Genomic DNA, 23,771 nt, shown 5'->3' with positions numbered 1-23,771 from the left:
CTATCTATGAACAGAAAATATGCTCACCAATCTGTTTTATTTGAGGTCGTGACCAAATCCACTTACTTGTTGCTGTTTTCGGATTAAAATAATAAAGCGCATTTTCCGACGGATCCCAACCGTTCATAGCATCGATAACCGCTTCTTTTGCACGTTGATTCGGTTCAAGCCAAATCTGACCATCAGCAACAGCTGTAAACGCCAAAGGTTGGAAAATTATACCTGAAATTGTATTTGGGAATTCTGGACTCTCGAGTCGGTTTAAAATAACAGCTGCTACCGCTACTTGTCCTTCATACGGTTCTCCCCTCGCTTCTCCATACACTGCATTCGCTAAAAGCTGTAATTCACGTTCCGTATATTTTGGAGGTATTTGCGTATCGGTACCATTATTATTGCTACTACCGCTATTTTTACCACTTGCTGTATTACCTCCGCCAGAATTATTTTTTTTCACTTGCTGATCAAGTGGCTTCCCACCGTAATAGGTAAATTGATTGCCTGCTTTTAGCTGTGCCTTTACCCATTTTTCATCATAATCTGAATGACCTGCTAACGCTTTTTTCGTCTTTGCACCGGCTACACCATCTACTGGTAATCCATATTTCTCTTGGAAATTACGTAAAGCCCAGTATGTGTTGTAGCCGAACTTGCCATCAATTTTACTTGTGTAAAACCCTAAGTATTGTAGCCTAGCCTGTAATTCAATGACATCATCTCCGTAAGCTCCACGAGTAATCTGTTGTTCGCTAAACGCAATGGCATCATTTTGCGGAATGGAAACTATACTAACCGCAAACATCAAGCAAAAAAGTATGCTTAATAAACGCACTATCATCACTCCTTTTTTAAATAGCTTGAAGCAATCCACGTATTTTATACTAAAAAAAATATAAAAGCGCAGAAATCTATTTCAATTTCTACGCTTTTATATTTTTTTATGCATATGCAGATGTTGGACAAGATGATAATGCGCAAGCTTTACTTTACGTAGGCCAAACCACCATAAAAAAAGCATAAACGGTATCATTAAATATACCCAGTGTCCTTTAAATGATAATATTGTATTGTATAAAATGTGTAATACTACCGGTGCACAAAGCGCCATAGCAATCATTTCTTTTGTTTTTGCAAACTTCAAGAACTTGGCACGTCCATAGTAATAACCCATTACCACACCGAAGAGCGCATGGCTCGACACAGGTAATAATGCGCGCATAAATGCAGTATCAAGGCCGAAAGATAGTAAATATAAAACATTCTCAATCGTCGCAAAACCAAGAGACACACTTGCACCATATAAAATGCCATCATAGGGATCATCGAATTCCACATGATTGTAAATCGCTATTAATAGAACGAACCATTTAAAAAATTCTTCAACGACACTGGAAAAAAGAACATCTTGTAAATAAACATATCGAAAAACCCCTTCCTCTGTCAGCACATACTGTAGAAACAGAATCGGGAACGTTAAAAATGCACCATATAAAAACGTTTGAAGTAAAGTTTTTCTTGGCTCCGTTGCCATTTGATTGCGCAAATAAAAGTAACTGAAAAGCGCTAGACCGGGAGCAATGGCAGCTGATAAAAGAATGATCATGATGCCGGCCCCTTTCAACCATCAATTTTGCCTTGGCTTATTGTGTTCGGATTATTGGATTGTGCTAACCTACGTGAAGGACGACATGATGTCGGTCTTTTCGGTAAAGCCACAGTTCGTGGCGCTTTTACCAATGTAGGTCAGTTGGCCGTTTCGCATGGATGCGATGAATTTAGGCTAGCTTCCTTCATTCCTATCAAAATCCGTGACATTTGCCGGAGGCTATATCTTCCTTCAGTGTTCTGTGGCACACTGCGCATTCGCCACAAAATACATCTACTACGTGAAGATAGACTGTAATTATTATACCATGTAATGACAAAAAAGATTTTAAAAAGGAGATTTTATTTTATGAGAAAAACAATTTTACTAATTCATACTGGCGGGACAATTTCCATGGCTATGAGTGCTGAAGGAGCCGTCATGCCAAACAAAGAAAATCCGCTTATGAAAGAGAGTAATAAGCTCGATGCCCTTGCATCCATTATAGAAATGGAGGCCTTTAACCTCCCGTCACCACATATTACGCCAAACGAAATGCTTAGTTTACGTAACTTAATTATGGAAAAAGTTTCAGCTGCCCAAATCGATGGCGTAGTCATTACACATGGTACAGATACCTTAGAAGAAACGGCCTACTTTTTAGAGTTAACGACGAATTTGCATATCCCTATCGTATTAACAGGTGCCATGCGTTCGTCCAACGAAATAGGCGCAGATGGAATCTACAATTTAGTTGAAGCTGTACGTGTCGCAGTGGATGACGAAGCGTGTGATAAAGGTGTGTTAGTTGTCATGAATGACGAAGTACACCTTGCAGTCAATACAACGAAAACGAGTACAAGTTCAGTCAATACGTTCCAATCACCACAATATGGACCGATTGGCCTCATTACTAAAACACGCATTTTGTTTCATCATGCCCCCATTCGTCGTCATTATGTAGACGTCCATTCGTTATCAAAACGAGTAGCCATGCTAAAAGTATATGCTGGGATGGAAGTTGATTTACTTGATGTTGTGCTGGCCTGTCAATATGACGGTGTCGTTTTAGAAGGACTCGGTCAAGGCAATGTTCCACCAGCAGTTGTCAAAGGCATTGAAAGTCTACTAGAACGCGGTATACCAGTCGTACTCGTATCCCGTTGCTTTAACGGCATTGCAGAAGGTGTCTATGGCTACGTTGGTGGCGGCAAGATGTTAGAAGACTTAGGTGCACTTTTTGCAACAGGGATAAACGGGCAAAAGGCAAGATTAAAATTATTAATCGGTCTAAATACAGTAGGAGCACCACTAAACCTAAAGGAATTTTTCCTTTAAATACAATGTATTCAACATTTACGACAGCTTATGCAACTACGATTTGCTCATAAAAGCGTAAAATTTCATGCAATTTTACGATCGCTTCCTCATAATCGGGCTGAATAACCGAAAGCTGGATTAAATTTCGTTGACGCAAATATTTACTATCACCATGAACAAACAAGCCATTCAATTTTAAATCAGTTGTTAAGTATGCTAGAGCCCCTGGGCAACGCAACGTCATAATCATTGGATAATGTGACGTTGCTAACTGATTGTGCATAAACGGTAGCTGCAGCAATCGGTCAAAGCGTTGCTGTAGTTGCCCGTAACGCGCTGGATAAGCTTGTAATGCCGATTCGACATTCCCAACAAGAACGGCTGGTAATGTAAATGGAACAGTGCCTAGCTGATAATTGGCTAAATCTACATAAGCCGGTAAAGTCGAAGAAGGCTTCGCAAGTTCCTCGGAAAAAACAAACGCTAATCCACTAAGGGCCCCAATCGCTTTACCACTCACGGCTGTTGCCAGATAACATTGTTCTAACGAAAACGGCATCGCGCCAAAGGAACTAATACAATCTACGCATAACTTTACGTCATAACGCTTTGTCAACTGAATGAGTACCTCTAAATCATTACATGTTCCTGTAGAAGTTTCCCCATGCACAGCGACTAACCATTGATAGGCATTTGTTTGTAAATAAGATTCTACGTGATGTTTTTCAAACTTCATTCCCCAATCTTGCTCAATGACATCAAAATCCAATGACCAGCGTTGCGCTTGCTTGCGAAGGCGCTCCCCAAATTCACCATTCGTTAAAATGAGCCCTCGCCCCAGCTGCTGTTCCTTTAATTGTCCGAGCATGACTTCATTTGCCAACGTACCTGTACCTACGAATGTGGCAACAAATTTGGCCGCTGATAATTGCAGCAGCCTGTTTGTCATGCGCTCATACAACGCTTCAAAGGTCTGCGAACGATGGGATAGCTCCGAATACAACATCATTCCTTGCTGCTTCACTGGCCCAGGATAAAATGTATAACTCGCCTTTGCCAGTCTGTGCTGTAAAGACGCTTCAAATTGTTGTCTTGTTAATACCATTGGTAAAAACATTGCAGCCTCCGATCCAACTGCTGGTGCAAATTGTGTGAAACCCATTTGCTTATATAACTTCTCCTCACGAGTCGTACCGGAAATAACGGCAGCGGAATAGCCTTTTTCATAGGCAAAGGCATTCAAAGCTTGTGTTAATTTCAGAAGAACTCGTCCTGTACGATACTGCTTTTTTATGGCAAGCAAGCGAATTTCACATAGCTTACTACAAATATCTTGTGGTAAATATTGCTCCACCTCGCCTATTTTCTCATCAATAGAAAATGGACGTTGATCTCGAAAGGCCAGCATACCGATTAGCTCTATTTCTTTATAAACTACTAAATACGTATTTTCATGATGAAAACGATCAATCTTTCTTCGGTTTGCATTCGGCTCATGTTGGGGAATTTCCTCAACAAAAGTTTCATAATTCAACTGCGCAATAGCATCAAACTCCGCTTCTGTTTGCGCTACTTTACACCAATACATACACTCACTTCCCTCGTTCCAAAGACTCTTTTATATTCGATGAATGCTTAATGAGCATACAGATTATAGCAATTATCAACGGTATGTATACTAGCAAATTGCCTGTCAATACAATTGCTCCTACGTATAAAATGAAGCCACCTATCATACCGAGCGTCAGACTTCTTGTTACAGCAAGCACCATAGCAGTCCCGACAATCATCATTACAAATAAATTGGGGGATAATGCAAGTCCAACACCAATAAAAGTGGCCACCCCTTTGCCGCCATTCAATCTCAGCCAAACCGGATATAAATGGCCGACAATTACAAGGCCCGCCCCCACTACAACTACCCACTCTTCAAAGTGCCATAAACGTCCCAACACAACGACAAGGACACCTTTTACTAAATCACCAAGTAACGTCAATAGAAATGCTGTCTTACCAATTACACTCCCAGCGTTACGAGCACCTAAGTTTTTGCTTCTTTCTTCCTGTAAATTTACACCATATCCTTTTCCAACGAAATAAGCAGTCATAAAGTTTCCAATCCCGTAGCTTAAAAGCCAATATAGCCCAATCATTCTTTCCCCCCCTTGTCGATAGGTGTTTGCTTGCTGGTTTTATCCGACGTTTTGCTGGTTTTATCCGTCACTTCTCTGACTTTATCCGTCACTTTACGCATGTTATCCGTCTAAGCTATCAATAAAGTTAAAGAAAGCTGTATAGGCAGTTCATGCCTATACAGCTTCATGTTATTATTTTCTTTGGGCGATTGCCTTAGCGATGCAATCACCATGGAAACGGCCATTTTCAATGAAGATTTCATTGGCATTATTCCCCGCTGCAATGACACCAGCTATGAACAATCCCTCAATATTCGTCTCCATTGTTTCAGGTTGACAGAACGGACGACCTGACTCCTCGTCAATGGTTACACCCATCGCTCTAATAAAAGAATGATCTGGATGATAACCTGTCATGGCAAAAACAAAATCGTTTTTTAAGATTTCTTCATGACCGTTGACTTCTACTACAACCTCATGGTCACGAATTTCTTTGACATTTGTATTAAAACGCATTGAGACCTCTCCGTTACGCACAATTCCTTCAAACTCTGGTAGTACCCAAGGTTTAATGCTAGGTGAGTACTCCCTACCTCTGTAAACCACTGTTACACGAGCTCCAGCCTTGTTCAACTCTAACGCGGCGTCTATTGCTGAGTTTTTACCGCCTATAACAAGGACATCTGTATCGAAAAATTCATGTCCCTCTTTAAAGTAATGGAACACTTTCGGTAATTCCTCACCCGGAATATCCAAAAAGTTTGGATGATCATAGTAACCTGTTGCAATCACGACATAAGGTGTCTTATACACATCTTTATCTGTCGTTACTGTAAACTCCTCACCATTTCTCACAACACTTCCGACTGCTTCAAAACGGTTCACTTGAATATTTTTCAAACGCACCACTTCTCGGTAATAAACAAGCGCTTGATTTCGTTTTGGTTTCCGTCCCTCAATAATGAACGGCACGTCACCAATGGCTAAACGTTCACTCGTACTAAAAAAAGTTTGATGCGTTGGATAATTGTAAATCGCATTTACGATGTTTCCTTTTTCAATCACAATCGGCTGTAAACCAATATTTTGCAAAGATATTGCTGCTGCTAAGCCACAAGGGCCTCCTCCAACAATAATTGCATCTACTTGTTGCATTGTTTGACACTCCTATCAAAATTGCACCAGCGTATTTTTCGCTGACGCTTCAGTTGCCCGCATAGCACATTCCTATTTGCGATACATCTGCTGTTAGTGGGTAATTCTATAAATCGACGATTATCTACATTATACGCCTTCCACACCTTTTTAGCTGTTTATTTACCCGAAATTTCAATGTCAATTATATGACATTGTGGTTTTGCGCCAAGGCGAAATGGTAGTAATGTTGTCCCATAGCCGTTACTCACAAGTGTCATCACACCATCACGCTCGCGATAAGACCCATTTGGATGCACACCATACGGACCAAGTCTAATTTGACCACCATGTAAATGACCACCCATCATTAAATCTGCTCTATATTTTGCACGTACACGGGCAAAGACACCAGGGTTATGCGAAATAAAGACCACTAAATCCTTCTCATCAACTTTTTCAAATGCTGCATCAAAGCTATATTTTTTTGTAGATGTATCTTCAATGGCACTTAACCAAAAACGATTTTCCTGGGGAAGTAGGATAGCATCATTGGCTAAAATGGTCACGCCATGTTGTTGTAAAATATTACGGAGTTGTTGCTCACCAACTTCTCTGTCATTATTCCCCCAAACAAAATAGGTAGGTCCTAGCGGTGTCAATAAATCGAGGTTCTCATGGATACGTGAAATAGGTGTACGGCTATCTGCAAAATCCCCACCGATTACGACTGCATCAAATGGGCCATTTAACTGTTCAATCATTTGACGGTTAATTTTTCGTAAATGCGTATCAGATATAAAAAATAATCGAATATTTTCTTGTTTACCCTTCAACACTAGTTGATGATGTAAAACATTGTTTTCATACGCAACCTTCCACATATAGAGCAGGAAGGCGATGACTACTAAAAGAAATACACCGATATAAATCATCTCTTACTCCTCCTAACGAAAGCAAAAAGACGATTCGTTTTATGAAGAATCGCCTTTTCACTAAATCAAACGTCCGCCTTAGCCTTACTTGGTGTTGACGTTTGTCCATTATTTTATACTAGAAAAACATCATTGCCAATGAATGACACTTGTTTTCCTTATGGTAGTTTAATAACCTGGCCAACTATGACTGTGTCGGAAGTCATGCCGTTTGCTGCACGGATTTTTGCAAGCGTTGCTTCACTACCATTTCCGTAGTGATTCAATGCAATACGATATAGATTTTCATTTGCTTTGACTGTGTGTGTACTTGCTTTTGCCGCAGCTTCTTCTGCTTTACGTGTTTGCTCGGCCTTCTTCGCTGCTTCCGCTTTTCTTGCCGCCTCAGCCTGTTGCTGTGCTAATTTAGCCTCTTCTGCTTTTTTAGCTTCTTCTGCTTTTTTCGCATCTTCAGTAGCCTTTTGTTGAGAAGCTAGCTTCTCAGCGTCTTTCTTTGCTTGCTCTTTTGCTTCTTCATTTGCTTTATTATCTTTTTCTTCTTTATCCTTTGAATCTGATGCCGCAGAAGCTTTTGCTTCATCTCCCGACTTGTCAATCTCAACAATAGAATCCATGGAATCTTTTTCGGCTTCCTCAATCGTTTTACCAGGTTCATAGAATTTCACCAAATAGATTAATATCGTTAATGGGATTAGTATAAAAATTACTAAAAGAATGGTCATTAACGGCGTTTTACGTTTCGTATTTTTTGGCTTCTTGTTAGTGCTTCCATTTTTGGTCATTCTTGAAACTCTGGATAGATTTTGCTGCTCTTGTTGTTCTTCTTCAAATGATTGACGATGTTCTTCGATTTTATCACGATAGTCTTCTTTACTCATTCGTCCGTACCCCCAACCTTACTACGCTTTCTATCATTCTATTATGACGAATTTTGCGAAAAAAGTAAATGACCGTCAATTATAGTCTAAAAGCCCATTAAGAGTTGTTTTAATCGACTTTCCCAAGATATCATTTCTACTTTTTTCTTTTCCTTTAAGCGTTCTTTATTGATTTCATCATAATGGATTCCACAATTTTCACAACAGTTTTCAGGCTTTTCCTGCAATTTTTGCCCAAAATACCCGACTAACTGTGCACGAATACAGTCTTTTGTCTGAGTAATTTTTAACATTTCATCAACTGCTTGATATTTTTCTAGTACCAATTGATTTAGACGTGCTTTCACTTGCTCCACAGACTCCTGCTGTAACCAGTATGCGAGTACCCGAAAGGCCGTCTCACTCAGCTCTCCATTTTTTAGCATTTGCGATGGTTGCACATGCTGCATAACAAGCTCTTGGTAACGATCTACATGACTGGATGACGGTAAATCGCCTGTCACGACAAATTTAGCAAGCTCTTCGTCCCCATCACAATACAGTAGAATCGCAAGTGCAGGCTCACCATCACGTCCTGCTCGCCCAATCTCTTGCATATAATTGGCGACATTCGCTGGCATTGTTTCATGGATTACCTGACGAATATCTGACTTATTGATTCCCATGCCAAAAGCATTGGTAGCCACAATCCAGTCCAGCTCTCCGTCAATAAACTGCTGCTGAATAAACTGACGATCCTCTGCCCCATAGCCGGCATGATAAGCAGCCACACGTATCCCCGCCTGTGTAAATGCTTCACTATATTGTTCCGCACGCTTTCGCGAAGACATGTATAAAATACCCGGTCCCGCTGTTTCTTTAATATGCTGCAGTATCCACTTTGCTTTATCTGCACGATCTGCAAATACGACACGCCCCAAAGAAATACTAGGTCGATCCACACTATACATAAATTCAAATGGTGCATTTAGCGATAAAGTTGTTTGAATATCATTGACAACTTTTTGCGTGGCAGTTGCCGACAATGCTAGCACTGGCGGACGTTTTTCTTGTAAAAACCATTCACCAATCCGTAAGTAATCTGGACGAAAATCAAAACCCCATTGCGAAATACAGTGTGCTTCATCGACCACAATTAGGCTTAATTCCATTGTTGCCAGTTTATCTTGAACCTGTTGTTGCAGTAGCATTTCTGGCGACGTAAAAATAAAACGATATTGCTCTAAAAAATGCAGTGCATAACGTTTTTCGTCGAGTGATAAAAATGAATTTAAGGCAACTACTCTTTTTTCCCCCATACGTTTTAATTGCTCCACCTGATCTTGCATTAATGATAATAATGGCGACACAATTAAAACCGGCTTCTGCAACATATATCCTGGTAACTGATAGCAAAGTGATTTACCCATCCCTGTTGGTAACAATGCAATCCCATCTTTTCCAGCAAGGATTGCTTCAATTACTTCCTTTTGTCCAGGGCGAAAAGTTGTATAGCCAAAATATTTCGCTAATGTTTGTTCTAGTTCCATTTATACTTCTCCCTTCGCAAGGACAAGTCTGAGTTGGAAGTAGCTCATCCCTTCAACCACTTCGTGCAATGCCTTTAGTTTTTTTGTTTGATATTGCTTGGATGCCTGCCAAACTTTTTCCGCTTCCTCATATGAGACGAAAGGGCCAATGGAAAAGTTCGGTTCATTCATAGCTATTTCAACTAAATGATCCTCTATCGTACTTTGTTTTAAATTGCGCAACTGGACAATTTGCTCAATCGAATAGCCTTGCTCATATAAATGAGCAGTTTGTTGCGTGGAATCGGTCAGCAACGCTTTAATTCGTAACCCATCTGCTATTTGACCAAGCAGCACATAACGATTGGTCTTGTGTACTTCATTCAATAGTGTATGTAGCAATTCAATAAATGCTAATTGACTATCTAAAACGGTTTCCTTGCGATCACTTGCAAGTTGCTGCCACGTCCAGCCTGGTAAGCCATCACCGCTTAAACGATAGAGAACTAGCTGTTTGTTTCGATCAGATAAAGGCAACACAGCCAGTACCTGTTGACATTCCTCGAATAGCTGTTGTTGCAAATGCCCAGACCGATAGTTATGATTGATCAAGAAAGCACGTACCCACACCTGTACCTGTGGATCTTTGCTAATAGGAGAAAATGAGTGTATATCAGCTCGTTGATACGATAAACTTTGTACAATCAGTGCTAGTCGAGCAACAAACATATGCTCATTGCCTCGGTAATGCCAACCATCAAACAAAAAAGTTGTTGTCTGCTCTGCACGCTGTAAACCTAGCTTTTTCATGGAATAGTGACCAGATTCCTGCATATTTAACCAACTATATTGCAAAAACGTGGAAACGGCCTCATCGAATGTTGCTCGAGGTAACTTTGGAAGTAATCCAAAATAGTTATGTAGCTGAAAGAGTCCAACGTCTTGAATCGTCTGGCCAGAACGTTTCCCTCTTAACACATGATAGGCTGCTGAAACGGTTCGTTCGTTATTGAGCTTCTGAAAAATTTGCAATAAAATTTGATGAAACATTGCAGCAAATTCCTCCAATTTAATAGTATTATGTTGAAATGTAAGATAAACATCTTTAAAATGAGTATGAAGCTTTGTAGGAACATTGTAAAAGGAGAGAAAGAAATGGCTAAATACACAATTGTTGATAAAGATACATGCATCGCTTGTGGCGCATGCGGAGCCGCAGCACCTGACATTTATGATTATGATGATGAAGGTATTGCCTTCGTCATTTTAGATGATAACATGGGAACTGCTGAAGTTCCAGAAGATCTACTAGAAGACATGCAAGACGCTTTCGAAGGCTGCCCAACTGATTCTATCAAGGTAGCCGATGAAACATTTGATGGCGATTCGCTAAAATTCGAATAGTTTTATTCAGCTCCTGTACCAAAAGGCATCCTTAATCGGGTGCCTTTTTATTGTAACTATAACCGTGCTCCTTGGTTCTATGCCATATCCACGCAACTCCTATTGTATAAAGTTCATCTCAAACGATTTGAGGTGAATTTTTTTGTTGAAATCTCCAATCGACAATGACTCATTGCGGCTTCGTTTTAACCATTCACCCTATCGCTTATCGTTTCTACTTGAATACTATGGCATTCTGCAAACGTCTGGATAAATTACTGTGTGAACTACCAGTAATATAAAGTTAGACACTCTTTTCAGATTGTTATTGCAACCATAATTTATGTATGATAAGATTTTAGTAGTTGGTACTAATAACAGATATTATTTTGCAAAGGGGTTCTTATAGATGATGGATAATTTATTACAGCTAAAAGATAAAAATATCGTCGTAATGGGCGTAGCGAATGATCGTAGTATTGCTTGGGGAATCGCGAAACGTCTATTTGATGTTGGCGCTAATGTTATCTTCACGTATCGTCAAGAACGTTCATTAAAAAAATTACAAAAACAACTTGAAAATTTTGGTCAACCTGAAGCCTTTATTGTTCAATGTGATGTCAACAGTGACGAAAGCACAAAGGCAGCCTTCGATGAAATCGGCGCTAAAGTTGGCGTTATCCACGGAATTGTACACTCTGTAGCATTTGCTAATGCAGAAGATTTACACAACCGCTTTTTAGAGACAACTCGTGATGGCTATGCATTTGCGCAAGATACAAGTGCTTACTCACTTATCTCAACAGCAAAAGCCGCTCATCCATACATGACCGAAGGCGGTTCAATTGTAACAATGAGTTATCTCGGTGCTGAACGAGTACTTGATGGCTATAACGTTATGGGTGTCGCTAAAGCTGCATTGGAAGCTTCCATGCGCTACCTAGCTGCTGATATTGGTCAAGACAATATTCGTGTCAATGCCATTTCTGCAGGAGCGATTCGCACACTTGCAGCAAAAGGTGTGCCTTCATTCAACACGATTTTACACAAAATCGAAGAAACAGCACCATTAAAACGAAATGTTCAGCAAGACGAAGTGGCAGATATGACAATTGTGATGCTATCTCACCTATCACGTGGTGTTACTGGCGAAACAATCTACATCGACGCAGGCTATAATATTATGGGTTAAACACAAGAAAGCATGTCAGATCATCCTTGGTCTGACATGCTTCTTTTCGTTATAACATTCATTTAACTTTAACCCTTAAAGCATAATCAAAACATCGCTAATACACTTTATCCCAGTAAGAATACACCTACAACAAGTAACAGGATATAAATCATCTTTGTAAATAGTTTTTGATTAAGCTTCTTAAATAGGATTTGTCCTAAAACTAGACCACAAAGGACAAGAGGTAGTGCATACAAGCTATTCATCCAAACCGTTTTACTTGTACCTTCAATCGATAATTGGAACAGTAAGCTTATCAGGTAGATAAAAATAAAGTAGGCTATTGAAGTGGATTTTAATTTAAACACTAATGACCTGTAACCAAACGTTGTTTAGCTATGATTGTCTTTAATAAAAACGATAGCAAACAAGCTACGGCTAAAAAGACCGTAATCATTGCTATGACACCTATCCAACCGTAGTGCATCCAGAATATTCCTCCTGCCGTGCCCCCTACACTAGAGCCAAAATAATAGAAAAATAAATACAGAGAAGACGCCTGTGCTTTATCATGAGTGGCACGTTTGCTAACCCAGCCACTGGCAATTGAGTGTGCAGCGAAAAAGCCAAAAGTAAATACTGTAATACCGATAATTTTCAAACTGAGCAGACCATTTAATGTCACAAGTACGCCTGCAAACATAATCGCAATCGCCAATAGTAACATTTTTTGTCGACCATATTTATCTGCTAAACTACCAAACCAAGCTGAACTAAAAGTACCGACCAAATAAATAACAAAAATCCAACCAACAATTGTGGCACTTAAATTATACGGCGGTGCCATCAATTTAAAACCAATATAGTTATAAAGTGTGACAAAGCTCCCCATTAATACAAAACCAATGCCAAAAAGACAAAGCATCGATGGATCTTTTACATGTTGAATAAGCGATGTCGTCAATGCTTTAAATTGCAATGGGCGTGGCGAAAAATGCGTAGAATTCGGTAACATCCATACGAATAGCACACTAATAATAAGGCTAATAATGCCAAGCACAATCATCCCCACTTGCCAGTTATAAAGGTCGGTTAAAGTACCAATAATGACACGGCCACTAAGCCCCCCTACTGAGTTGCCACTTATATAGAGACCCATAGCAACACCGAGGCTCTGGGGGTCCATTTCTTCTCCTAAATAGGCCATTGCAATCGCAGGTAATCCTGCAAAAACAACGCCCTGTATAACGCGCAAAACTAGTATCGTTTCAAAGTTAGGAGAAAAAGCTAGTGCTAGCGTCAGTACAGATGCTGCAAAAATAGAAATCGTCATTAATGACTTTCTCCCCCAGGCCTCCGATAAGGAGCCTACAATGATCATACTAATCGACAGCGCAAATGTCGTCACCGATAAAGAAAGACTTGCAACTGCTGGCGATACATGAAATTCCTCTGCAAATGTCGGTAACAATGGCTGCGATACGTATAAGTTTGCAAAGGTAATAAATCCCGCTAAAAATAGGGCCCAATTTGCTTTGTTAAATGCTTTTGTTCCCTTTTGTATATAATCCATTTCCTTCTCTCCCTATTAACAACCCATTTCTATCTATTATTCTAATACAACATTCTTCAAAAAACACTGTAAGTTGTCAAAAAATAGACAAATATATCTTCTTTCTTCTATTATTCTTAATGATTTTATTTGACATTTTTTAAGTAGGTTCATACAGATCGCAAAATCTGACCAAATAAATATAGATAAAACCGTTTATTTCCACTTCGGGCGAGTGCTTTCCCGCGGGCTGGGCTGGGCCGAGCCGCTACGCTCAGTCTAGGGTCTCGACTGTCCCGCAGGAATCATCGCCCTCCGTTCCAATCAACTAAATTCAGATGTAACACATGCTAAAATAAATTGTTGAGTTGATGAACCATGATGACAAAGAATCAAGAAACATGAACAACTAGAAAAGTGCAGCTTAATAAAGAGAAGCTACTTGAAAAGTATGTCCAATTCGGTAGTAAAACTTGAGCAAAAGGCATAGAGGAATTCACTCTCGATGCCTTTTATCGTCAATCTGAACTGTGACTACAACTGTCACAGTTTTTTCAGTAAAAATAATAGACCAACTATTTTGGCTTGGAAAATTTTGTGTTAGACTGGAAATGATACCTCTAGAAATCACTGTATATACAAGTTGGATGACTAGACTATTTTCTTCACCAAAATTGGAGGCGTTTTTATGAGTATTATTGAAGCTTTAGCACTTTCAGCACCTTACATCCATCTTGCTTTAAAAGAAGAAGCCATCGTGGCTGTCGTTGAAAAAGAAAGTGAAACCGTTGTAAAATATTTAGCTGGCAAACGTGTTGACTCAGGTTATCATGATGGGCAAAAAGTAAATGCAAATGATCAAAACGTTTTTATTGCCTTTCGCGGACAAAATGCCGATGTCATTATCCCAGAAGACGTATATGGCATTGCCATCAATGCATTTTCATTTCCAATTCGAGAAAATGGCAAAGTCATCGGTGCTCTTGCTTTCGGTCTTCCAATTGATAGTGAGCTCAAGCTCGAAAACTATATGAATACAATGGATAACATTGTAAATAGCTTGCAAGATAAAGTACATACCATTGCCTCACATTCTGAAGAACTAGCTGCAACAAGTGAGGAAATAAACAAACAGGCGCAACATGCCCTTAAAGATTCCGAAAAAACAAATGATGTGACAAATTTAATAAAAAGCATTTCTCGCCAAACAAATTTATTAGGCTTAAATGCATCCATAGAAGCTGCTCGTGCGGGACAACATGGCGCTGGTTTTAATATCGTGGCACAAGAGGTTAGAAAACTGTCATTTGAAACATCTAGTGCCACTGAAAATATTGAAACATCCCTTCGTAACATTAATTCAAATCTCGAAAATTTAAGACAAAATATGGGACAAATCAACGATGCAACGAATGAACAAGCACAGCTTGTACAAGATTTTAGTGAAATTATCGAAGAGCTAACCATTTTAAGTCAAGATATGAAGAGCTTTATGCATAATGCCCTAAAATAATATGAAATTTCAATCAGTGGGTTTTTCTTTATCACCCCACTGATTGCTAGTTGAACCAATCGGGCGTTTACGGTCAGTTGTTCGACTTACTTACCGTTAATACGGGATAAAAAGAAACTTCATTCAGTGGGGCTTTCTTCATCACCTCACTGATTGCTAGTTGAACCAATCGGGCTTTAACGGTCAGTTGTTCGACTTTCTTACCGTTAAAGCGGGAAAACCATAAGAATTGGAGTGAATGGCATGCAAATTACCATTGATCAAGAATTAGCTTTACGAACTGTTGCTGTAGAAGACGCACAAGCAGTTTTTAACCTAACTGATACATCGAGAGAATATTTACGTGAGTGGTTGCCTTGGCTTGATTTCACAAAAGAGGTAGCCGATTCCAAGGCTTATATTGAAAGCTGTATCGCAGGCTACGAAGCAAAAAGTAGCCTTTCGCTAGTTATTATTTTTCGCAATCAAATCGTTGGCATTGCAGGCTTTAATAGTATCAATTCTTCGAATAAAATTGCCACAATCGGTTATTGGCTTAGTAAAGACGCACAAGGACATGGCATTATGACAAAAACAGTAAAAACTTTAATGCACTATGCATTTGAAGAACTACAGCTTAATAAAGTAGAAATTCGTGCCGCTGCAGGTAATGTAAAAAGTCGTGCTATACCTGAGCGACTAAACTTTACAACAGAAGGAACGATTCGCGCCGCTGAATGGCTGTACGATCACTATGTTGACCACGTGGTTTATGGCATGCTCGCAAAGGAATGGAAGAAATTATTATAATGGTAGCTAGCACCGATAGACTGACCGTTTTCGCCGGTTAAGCGGCCTATATCGCTGCTTTTATATGCATATCGCCGCTAACCATACTACATCGCCATTTAACCTGTTTATTAATACGCTTGTGCACTTAGAAGTTGCAGGCGTACCCTAAAAAAAGCTACCTGACACCGAAGTATCAGGTAGCTTTTTGCGTTATTGTTCAACAGGTTCTTTTATTTCTTCTGTAATCTTAGGCGCTTGTTGTTGCCCTAGACCGACTGCAATTTGCTCAAGCTCGGGACGTAGTGTATGCTTGCCGGCATAGCTTTCAATCAATTCCTTGACGTCAATCCCCGAAGTTTCTTTCAATGATTCCTGAAGTGTTGACATTAAGTTCGTTGCATAAGACGTCACCTTATTGGCACCGCCTCCACCTTCGCCACCGCCAGTATCGACAACTGTAATTTTGTCTATGTTGCCTAGTGGACTTGCCAGTTCTTTCGCATATTCTGGCATCATGCGCACAACCATGTCGAGTACAGCTGCTTGGCCGTAGTATTCAAAGGCTTCGGCAATTTTACGTTTCGCCTCGGCTTCAGCAAGACCACGCAGACGAATAATATCTGCCTCTGTTTCCCCTTGTGCACGTTCAGCATCTGCTTTGGCAACACCGTCTAATCGAATTTTCTCTGCTTCCGCTTTTGCTAACGACTCAATACGATATTTCTCAGCATCTGCTTGTGCAAGCTCACGACTTTTTTGTGCTGCCGCATTTTGTTCCACTGAATAACGATCAGCATCTGCTTTTTTCTTTACTTCCGAGTCATATTGTTTCTCACGACGTAAAATCTCTTTTTCTTCTAACTCAATTTGTTTTTGACGCTCAATAATACGGATTTGCATTTCTTGCTCCGTTACTTCCTGTTTGGCACGGGCTGTTTCAAGCTCATATGCTTGGTCAGCTCGAGCTTTGGCAATATCCTGCTCACGACGGAATTCAGCTACCTTTAATTGATTTTCTTTTTCCGCTTCCGCAATTTCAGTGGCACGCTCTAATTCTGCTTTCTGCGCCTCTTTTGATGCTTCTGCACGTTTAATGCGTGTTTCCTTTTCCGCATCTGCAGTCGCAATATCCGCATCACGTTTCACCTGTGCGATTCTTGGTTTACCAAGTGAATCTAAATAGCCGTTTTTATCGCGTACATCTTTAATCGTAAATGACACAATCACAAGCCCCATCTTTGCTAGATCCTGAGAGGCTACACGTTGAACTTCCTGTGAGAATTTGTCACGATTTTTGTAAATCTCCTCAACAGTCATTGATCCTAAAATTGAACGCAAATGCCCCTCTAATACCTCACGTGCTTCACCTTCACGCTCTGATTTTTGCTTCCCTAAAAACTGCTCTGCCGCTGTTGCAATTTCCGAAATAGAGCCCCCAATTTTAATAATAGCTGTACCATCTGCCATTACCGGAACCCCTTGCTCCGTATACACTTCCGGCGTTGTCACCTCTAACTTACTTGATAATAAACTTAGTGGCTGTCCTTGCTGGAAAATTGGGAAGACAAAAGTACCGCCTCCACGAATAATTTTTATGCGATTCCCTGACTCATCCTTATGTACATTTTTTGAGCCAAGGTAGCTTCCTGTCACAATCAGTGCTTCGTCAGGACCTGCTGTACGATACTTCGTCACATACATTCCCACAATGGCGATTAATATAAATGCTACAACTCCTACTACTATCAAGATGCCTGTCATATTATCCTCTCCTCTTTAGATAAATTTCTTTTCATAGGCTCTCACAAGGAGAGTACCTTCTTTCACTTCCACAATAAGTACCGTCGTATCATAGTCGATTGTCTCATTGTCAAAACCTACTGCCCGCTTTGAAATCATGCCACTCGCCGTCTCTATCACAACTTCCCCAAAGCCGTCTGTTGGGATGGGTACGATAACCCTCCCTAATTGACCACCAAGCGATTCTTCCGTATAAGCTAACGAGACGTCAGCCGATTTCAGCGGAACAAGAATAAATAAATAAAATAGTACACTTAAAATAATTCCGATGATAATTGCAGCAACGATGTTCCATCCGCTAGAAAATAAGGCTAGTTTCTCTAAAATAAAGCCTGCTGCTGACATCATCGTGATGAATGATAAAATCACACTTGGGTTTAAAATCGGTAGTCCATCGCCAATGCCTTCCACAGCATCTCCAAAAAACATGAACAAAATTGTAGCAAGACCAGCGAATATTAACACCACTAAATAAATCTGTTCAAGTGAGTAGCCAAATAGCGTCAAGTTGTTCACCTCTTTTCATCGTATTACCTACTATACGGCTAAACCTCACGGAAAGTTTCGAATTATTTTACATTTTTCAAAAATAGAAGGGTATGATTATAAAACTTCATATTTTATAATATTTTACCATTTTTATATAGTGACGAAATTTCGATATTTTATCTGTTGATTTTCACTACTCTATGTATGATTACTTTGTTATTTTAGTTGAATATTCGACAACACGTAATTGAACATTATGTCTACCGTATCGTGTTGCAACTCTTTCTGATTCAACAAGAATATCTAATTTGTAACCTTTGATGGCACCACCTGTATCTGCAGAAATGGCTCTAAAAGATTCATAGGGCGTGTTAATTTCTACAATTGTTCCTAATGGGATTACAGTAGGGTCAACCGCAACAATCCTTAAGCCGTTATAGTGAATCGTTTCACGAACATTAATACCAGTTGCTGTTATTCCACTACAGCCTGTGCAATCAGAACCGTAGTAGGAAGCATTAAATTGCATCCACTTTGTTTGATTGGAATTAGGATTCGCCTTAATCTTGTTTTGACTCCCGATTAATTGTTTATTGTCTTTTTTATATGTATCCTTATTTAGTTGCTCTTTTTGTATTCTTTCCTCAAGCTTCAACCGTTGTATTTCTAGTTGTCTTTGTAGCCTTTCTTCCTTTAATTGAAGTGCTTTACTACGGATCTTTGGTACCGCAGCCTCAAACTTACTCTTTACAGAATTTTGAATTACTCCTTTAAAACTATGGCTATTTTTGTTGTCATTGTCATCTTCGTCTAAAAAAATAACAGACATAAAAAATAGTGATACTATGAATATAAAAATCACTTTACCTGCCTTCATAAAACACCTGTAATTCTTCATTATTTCAAGTTAAACATGATTATCATCGACCTAGCTTTATCACATCAACACAATGAGGAATTTAACCTTTTTTAATTAATTTATCTAAAATTATGTATTACCTATAAAATTTTATGTAATGACTCGTGATTAACACTTATAAAAGTCTATTTTTTTTAAAAATGCCTCAACAGATTTTATCGCTTCTATTTCTAAATGCTCCATTTCCTTTGAAATGATTAAATTTATATTCCCCATTTCTTGGTAAGCTAAAGCCATCGCATAACGATCAATTTTACTTCTATTCGAATTACCATCTTTGAAAGCTTTCATGTAATCCTCTACCCTTCGTTACAAATTAAATGGTTGTTTTTTGATAATTTGATTGTCAACCTCTGTCATGAGTTCATTAAGTTTTTGTATTGTTTTTTCTTTCTCTGACTGAAGTTGATTTTCTAGTAGGGCCTGCTCACGTTTATGTTCTAAATCCAAGAAAGTTAATTCTACTTGCTTTGAAATATCCACTAACTTTATTTGAAACTCTTTACTTTTTCTCAAAAATTCTTTCATAGTAGATTCATTTTCAAAAACTTTTCCTTGATTTATAGCTCCGAAAATATAGCCAAAATCTAACACCAATGCCTTTAGTACTTTCTGATCCATAGTTGCTCCAACTTTCATCCTTGTTATTTTGTTGCTAAAATCTTTGATACAATTCAATTCTTTGATACAATTATTATTTTTTAAATTATTTCATCTACATAGTTCTGTGCAGATTTCTTTGAATGGAATTTTGGGGAATAATTAAAATTTATCTTTTGTATGTATTAACAACCACCTACTTTTCTTTGAATCTTTTATTATTTCAACACCAAATTTTATATATATTTCCTTAGAGAATTGCATATATATCTCCATTCACACCTCTCTTTTTTGATTATTTCATGCAAATTATATAGTTATTCTTCACTTCATCCTTTCATTAAGTCTAAAATTCGTTTATCTCCAATCATCCCCTGGACAACTCTCTTAATACCATTAGTTTTTAACAAATTAAAAGTTTCTAACTTAGCTATGTAAATTATTGCAATTGCTTCAGCATCAATATTGCTCACCCTTCCTTTCGATTGTCCTATTATTTCAGATGCAAATTCTTTAACTAAAACTTTTTCCACTTTGTCACCACCTTTAAATAATTTTTAGCACGACATATCATCATTCTTTTCGTGGCTTTAACTTATCCTCTCTAAAATTTTATGTGTTGGATAATTGGTATTTAAATATTCTTTTAGACTTTTTAATGAAGTAATACTATCATCATTAATCGACTTTCTTAATAGCCCATTATATAAATAAATTATATTTTTAAGCTCTACAACACAATAAATATTATCCTGACTGTCATCCAATTGAATTAAACTATCATACTGGATATCGATATCCTGTGCTTTTTGATAGATAAATTTTGTATCATTAAGCTCTTTCATTAATTCTATTTCCTCCTCATTCGATGTATCCATAAGGATTAAACTAGAAACTGAGCTGTCCATACATGTACATTCAAGAATACGGCCTCCCTCATCTCGTAGAATGACATTTGTAATACCACCGTTAAAATCTTTCATTAACTCATCTGAGATATTTCTATCTTTGTAAATAACTAGTTCTAAAATAGCTGTTGTTTGTATAGCATCCACATTAAAACCTCCTAGTATTACACTGTTCCATAATCTTCTAACTTATCCTAGCTATTTTTGATTTGTTCTTATCTTATCACGAACAGACGTTCGTTTTCAAGTTTATTTTTAGAGAATATTTACAATTTCCCCAACTTTAATTTTTGAATATTTCATTATTTGATTTATAAAGTAAAAACTTATTCAGTGGGAGGTTTGCCCCGTTGACTGGTAGTTGAACCATCGGGCTGTTACGGGCTGTTGTTGGACAATCTAGTTTTACTCGTTGTTTTCTTTCCACGTGGGGTGGGTGGTGGCTTACTGACCGTTACTGCGGGATATAGTGAAACTTCTTTCAGTGGGGGTTTTGCCCCATTATTGGTAGTTGAGCCAATCGGGCTGTTGTTCGACAATTTAGTTTTACTCGTTGTTTTCTTTCCACGTGAGGTGAGTGGTGGCTTACTGACCGTTACTGCGGGATATAGTGAAACTTCTTTCAGTGGGGGTTGCCCCATTATTGGTAGTTGAACCAATCGGGCTGTTGTTCGACGATCTAGTTTTATTCGTTGTCTTCTTTTCACTTGAAGGAGTCGTATTACTGAAAGTTACTGCGGGAAAAACAAAAAAAACTGGTATTCACCAGTTCTATAACTCTATATTAAAATCTCCATAATTCATTTTCATAAAATCAAAATCTAATTTATGTTTGAGTATAGAATAACTTACATACTTATTATCTTTGTTCACATAACCTGTATCATATTTATTTGCTACTTTTTCTAATAGCTCTTTATCTAGGATTTTCATTTCATTATCCTTTAACAACTCCCATAAATACCACATCATTCCTGAAGTCTGTATCGTGCTGGCTATTAAATTACTATTGTCAAAGATTGATTTGGCTAAATCCAATGCTCTGTTCCCAAAAGATGCTCTCAGTTGAATATCATTGCTGTTTGAATTTGCTTTCTTAAATATATAGGTATTATCAGAAAAGTATTTTTGACCTTGTTTCGGTGTCAAACTAGTGGATGATATTTTGTCCAATTTTTCAAGTTTCCAATATAGATCCTCGGTTATTTCTATTTTCCTTCTATAGCCTTTATTATTGGTCAACCTTGCAAAGCAACCCCCCTTGTCATTACTCAAATCTTCCATTTTCAAATTTAAAATTTCGCTATAGCCCTCTCCTTTTATCCCCTCAAATAAACATAATAAGAATACCGCATGTCTTTGATCATCAAACAAACGCATGTAAGTAATCAATTGTTCTCTGGTATACCTGACTATGGAAGCTTTATAAATAAATCGGCTACAATATTCAATATCGATTATACTCGGTAACCTTTGTGAACGATTTTCTGTATAACCATTCATAATTGCCCAATCTATATACCTTGAAATAAAACCAATGGAGGCACTTATAGGTTGTGGACTTGGTGATTTTAAACTAAAAAATAATTCTTCCAGTTCCACTTTATTCATATCAAAAATATCTTTATTTTTTTGGTTTTCTATCATAGTTGCTTTATTGAACAGAGATAAATATGTAGTTAAACTATTATCTTTTACATCTAATGATTGTAAATACCATTCTTTTATATCTTTATTGAATACATTATCTTTAAGCATCGTTGTACACCTCGTTATTTAATGAAATCTTCAAATATTTTTTGAAGTCTTTTTCTATTTCGAGCGCTTAACCCACCATACTGTAGAATGCCAAGCTCCTCCCATAAGGAATTATGGATGGAGAAGTCAATGTGATCTAAGTAATTATTCAACATTTCAAATGGAATTTTTTCTTCATGCATCCTTGCAGCTAATTCCATATGACCAATAAACATTCTATTTTTAAACATTAATGAATTTTTATCATTTAAACTATCCTTATAATAAGCAAACAGGTACATCATATATTCGTTAATCACTTTAGCTATCTTACCTACGTCTAAACGATTCTCTATTTTAAAGCTTTTATCGATGGCATTTGATAATTCTGAAAAAGTGACCACTTCACCGTATGAATATTTAACATTCGAACTAGAAGTAATTCTTCCTTTTAACTCCCCATCAACCTTTAATTCAATCACAACTTCATCTGATAATTTGTCTTTTGCTAATTCTTGCAGCCTTGGTTTGGGGATAGGGTTAGCTTTTGCCATATCGACTTGCACTCGTTTACATTGAGCCTCTGTCATATTTGAAAAAATAACGATCATATTGCCTGGTAGATCAGTTTTTTTCATGTAAGCATTATAAATAGAAAAAGTACGATGTGCCCCATCTAAAACATCCAGTGTAGTTCCCTCTAACACAGTGAGGGATTTGTCCTTTTCATCATAAAATAATTCTAAACCTTCATTACCTGTACCTACTTTTGCATTGTATCTTAAAGTAGAAGTGATTAAATCTCCATTTAATGTTTGTTTTTCAATCTCACGTAATGATTTTGGATTTAAATTCATCACTTCGATAATTTCATTTTTTAGTTTTTTCTTTTTTGCTTGCCGCTGTATATTTGGGTTATACATAGAAAGGCCACTCATCCAAAGTTTACCAATAATTACGTTTGGAATCACAACTGCAAACTCATGATGACCTGTTTTTATAACATGTTCAAAAGTATATGGCAGTGTTATAATGTCTTCATATGGAGATTCTCTTTTATAAAATCTTAATTCTTTGATTTCAGAAGGATTTAACCATTCATTTATCCATTCAATATCACTTTCACCAAATTTTACATTAAGTTGTTCACCCAATAATAATAGTTCATGTAAATTTGTTTCTCTTAGGACATCCTCATCATTAATCATTTCTAAAATATTTCCTATATTAATGTTATATCTATTCAGTTGGATCGATATCTCATCTAAGATTAAATCATTTTGAACTAACAATGGGATTTTAGCTTTAATATCTTCTATTAATAATTCTCTGGTTTTACCAATTTTCAAACAATACACTCCCTTGTTTTTCCATTAAAAATATGATTATTTCAATAGTACCATACGTAAAATTAAAATGTAACTATTATA

The 23,771-nt window shown here is 37.8% G+C and carries 25 protein-coding genes; 6 read left to right on the top strand and 19 right to left on the bottom strand.

The window, feature by feature from the left end:
* Positions 1-4 precede the first annotated feature (4 nt).
* Together sleB and prsW are read right to left on the bottom strand one after the other, a co-directional pair.
* Entirely contained in the window at positions 5-832 is an 828-nt protein-coding gene (sleB, locus tag H131_RS08980) for a spore cortex-lytic enzyme (RefSeq protein WP_010858790.1), read from the bottom strand.
* Between the two features lie 96 nt (positions 833-928).
* Entirely contained in the window at positions 929-1,603 is a 675-nt protein-coding gene (gene prsW, locus H131_RS08975) for a glutamic-type intramembrane protease PrsW (RefSeq protein WP_010858789.1), read from the bottom strand.
* Between the two features lie 351 nt (positions 1,604-1,954).
* Here prsW and H131_RS08970 point away from each other — a divergent pair, with 351 nt between their 5' ends.
* Positions 1,955-2,923 (top strand): asparaginase, encoded by a 969-nt coding sequence (locus H131_RS08970; RefSeq protein ID WP_010858788.1) that lies wholly within the window; start codon positions 1,955-1,957, stop codon positions 2,921-2,923.
* A gap of 28 nt (positions 2,924-2,951) precedes the next feature.
* Here the strand turns inward: H131_RS08970 and H131_RS08965 are convergent, their stop codons facing one another.
* The 7 genes from H131_RS08965 to H131_RS08935 form a co-directional block, all read right to left on the bottom strand.
* On the bottom strand, positions 2,952-4,493 hold the full coding sequence (locus H131_RS08965) for an aminotransferase class V-fold PLP-dependent enzyme (protein WP_010858787.1): 1,542 nt from the start codon (positions 4,491-4,493) through the stop codon (positions 2,952-2,954).
* 4 nt (positions 4,494-4,497) lie between these two features.
* Complete coding sequence (locus tag H131_RS08960; RefSeq protein ID WP_010858786.1) at positions 4,498-5,058, bottom strand: glycerol-3-phosphate acyltransferase; 561 nt, start codon at positions 5,056-5,058, stop codon at positions 4,498-4,500.
* A gap of 174 nt (positions 5,059-5,232) precedes the next feature.
* Complete coding sequence (locus H131_RS08955; protein WP_010858785.1) at positions 5,233-6,195, bottom strand: YpdA family putative bacillithiol disulfide reductase; 963 nt, start codon at positions 6,193-6,195, stop codon at positions 5,233-5,235.
* A gap of 158 nt (positions 6,196-6,353) precedes the next feature.
* Complete coding sequence (locus H131_RS08950) at positions 6,354-7,109, bottom strand: metallophosphoesterase (RefSeq protein WP_010858784.1); 756 nt, start codon at positions 7,107-7,109, stop codon at positions 6,354-6,356.
* A 158-nt stretch (positions 7,110-7,267) separates the two neighbouring features.
* Complete coding sequence (locus H131_RS08945) at positions 7,268-7,987, bottom strand: LysM peptidoglycan-binding domain-containing protein (protein WP_010858783.1); 720 nt, start codon at positions 7,985-7,987, stop codon at positions 7,268-7,270.
* 86 nt (positions 7,988-8,073) lie between these two features.
* Positions 8,074-9,516 carry a RecQ family ATP-dependent DNA helicase gene (locus H131_RS08940; protein ID WP_010858782.1) on the bottom strand — a complete coding sequence of 481 codons (1,443 nt, stop codon included), beginning with the start codon at positions 9,514-9,516 and terminating at the stop codon, positions 8,074-8,076.
* Complete coding sequence (locus H131_RS08935) at positions 9,517-10,545, bottom strand: YpbB family protein (RefSeq protein WP_010858781.1); 1,029 nt, start codon at positions 10,543-10,545, stop codon at positions 9,517-9,519. It lies immediately after the preceding gene.
* Positions 10,546-10,650: 105 nt separating this feature from the next.
* On the opposite strand from H131_RS08935, the gene H131_RS08930 reads away from it, so the two are divergent.
* Entirely contained in the window at positions 10,651-10,899 is a 249-nt protein-coding gene (locus H131_RS08930; RefSeq protein ID WP_004232564.1) for a ferredoxin, read from the top strand.
* A gap of 388 nt (positions 10,900-11,287) precedes the next feature.
* Positions 11,288-12,070: an enoyl-ACP reductase FabI gene (locus tag H131_RS08925; RefSeq protein ID WP_010858780.1), complete on the top strand. Its 783-nt coding sequence runs from the start codon at positions 11,288-11,290 to the stop codon at positions 12,068-12,070.
* Positions 12,071-12,419: 349 nt separating this feature from the next.
* Here the strand turns inward: H131_RS08925 and H131_RS08920 are convergent, their stop codons facing one another.
* Positions 12,420-13,625, bottom strand: a complete 1,206-nt coding sequence (locus H131_RS08920) for an MFS transporter (protein WP_010858779.1) — start codon at positions 13,623-13,625, stop codon at positions 12,420-12,422.
* 667 nt (positions 13,626-14,292) lie between these two features.
* On the opposite strand from H131_RS08920, the gene H131_RS08915 reads away from it, so the two are divergent.
* Together H131_RS08915 and H131_RS08910 are read left to right on the top strand one after the other, a co-directional pair.
* Positions 14,293-15,117: a methyl-accepting chemotaxis protein gene (locus tag H131_RS08915; protein ID WP_010858778.1), complete on the top strand. Its 825-nt coding sequence runs from the start codon at positions 14,293-14,295 to the stop codon at positions 15,115-15,117.
* 243 nt (positions 15,118-15,360) lie between these two features.
* Entirely contained in the window at positions 15,361-15,906 is a 546-nt protein-coding gene (locus H131_RS08910) for a GNAT family N-acetyltransferase (RefSeq protein WP_010858777.1), read from the top strand.
* Between the two features lie 192 nt (positions 15,907-16,098).
* Here the strand turns inward: H131_RS08910 and H131_RS08905 are convergent, their stop codons facing one another.
* The 7 genes from H131_RS08905 to H131_RS08875 form a co-directional block, all read right to left on the bottom strand.
* Positions 16,099-17,649, bottom strand: a complete 1,551-nt coding sequence (locus H131_RS08905; RefSeq protein WP_010858776.1) for a flotillin family protein — start codon at positions 17,647-17,649, stop codon at positions 16,099-16,101.
* Between the two features lie 15 nt (positions 17,650-17,664).
* Positions 17,665-18,195, bottom strand: coding sequence for an NfeD family membrane protein (locus H131_RS08900; protein WP_010858775.1), 531 nt, complete (start codon positions 18,193-18,195; stop codon positions 17,665-17,667).
* A 190-nt stretch (positions 18,196-18,385) separates the two neighbouring features.
* Positions 18,386-19,039, bottom strand: a complete 654-nt coding sequence (locus tag H131_RS08895) for a 3D domain-containing protein (RefSeq protein ID WP_196228876.1) — start codon at positions 19,037-19,039, stop codon at positions 18,386-18,388.
* A gap of 165 nt (positions 19,040-19,204) precedes the next feature.
* Positions 19,205-19,387 (bottom strand): hypothetical protein, encoded by a 183-nt coding sequence (locus H131_RS08890; RefSeq protein WP_010858773.1) that lies wholly within the window; start codon positions 19,385-19,387, stop codon positions 19,205-19,207.
* Between the two features lie 18 nt (positions 19,388-19,405).
* A complete protein-coding gene (locus H131_RS08885; protein WP_010858772.1) occupies positions 19,406-19,717 on the bottom strand; it encodes a hypothetical protein in 312 nt (103 codons plus the stop codon).
* Positions 19,718-20,025: 308 nt separating this feature from the next.
* Positions 20,026-20,229, bottom strand: coding sequence for a hypothetical protein (locus H131_RS08880; RefSeq protein ID WP_010858771.1), 204 nt, complete (start codon positions 20,227-20,229; stop codon positions 20,026-20,028).
* A 57-nt stretch (positions 20,230-20,286) separates the two neighbouring features.
* Positions 20,287-20,751: a hypothetical protein gene (locus H131_RS08875; protein WP_010858770.1), complete on the bottom strand. Its 465-nt coding sequence runs from the start codon at positions 20,749-20,751 to the stop codon at positions 20,287-20,289.
* Between the two features lie 243 nt (positions 20,752-20,994).
* Here H131_RS08875 and H131_RS08870 point away from each other — a divergent pair, with 243 nt between their 5' ends.
* Positions 20,995-21,258, top strand: a complete 264-nt coding sequence (locus H131_RS08870) for a hypothetical protein (protein ID WP_036130016.1) — start codon at positions 20,995-20,997, stop codon at positions 21,256-21,258.
* 117 nt (positions 21,259-21,375) lie between these two features.
* Here the strand turns inward: H131_RS08870 and H131_RS08865 are convergent, their stop codons facing one another.
* Positions 21,376-22,362, bottom strand: coding sequence for a phage lytic cycle repressor MrpR family protein (locus H131_RS08865; protein ID WP_010858768.1), 987 nt, complete (start codon positions 22,360-22,362; stop codon positions 21,376-21,378).
* Between the two features lie 14 nt (positions 22,363-22,376).
* Positions 22,377-23,690, bottom strand: a complete 1,314-nt coding sequence (locus H131_RS08860; RefSeq protein WP_010858767.1) for a ParB N-terminal domain-containing protein — start codon at positions 23,688-23,690, stop codon at positions 22,377-22,379.
* Between the last annotated feature and the right edge of the window lie 81 nt (positions 23,691-23,771).

It is taken from the genome of Lysinibacillus sphaericus OT4b.31 (assembly GCF_000392615.1).
GTDB lineage: Bacteria > Bacillota > Bacilli > Bacillales_A > Planococcaceae > Lysinibacillus > Lysinibacillus sphaericus_B.
This window is presented reverse-complemented; position numbering and strand designations above follow the sequence as displayed.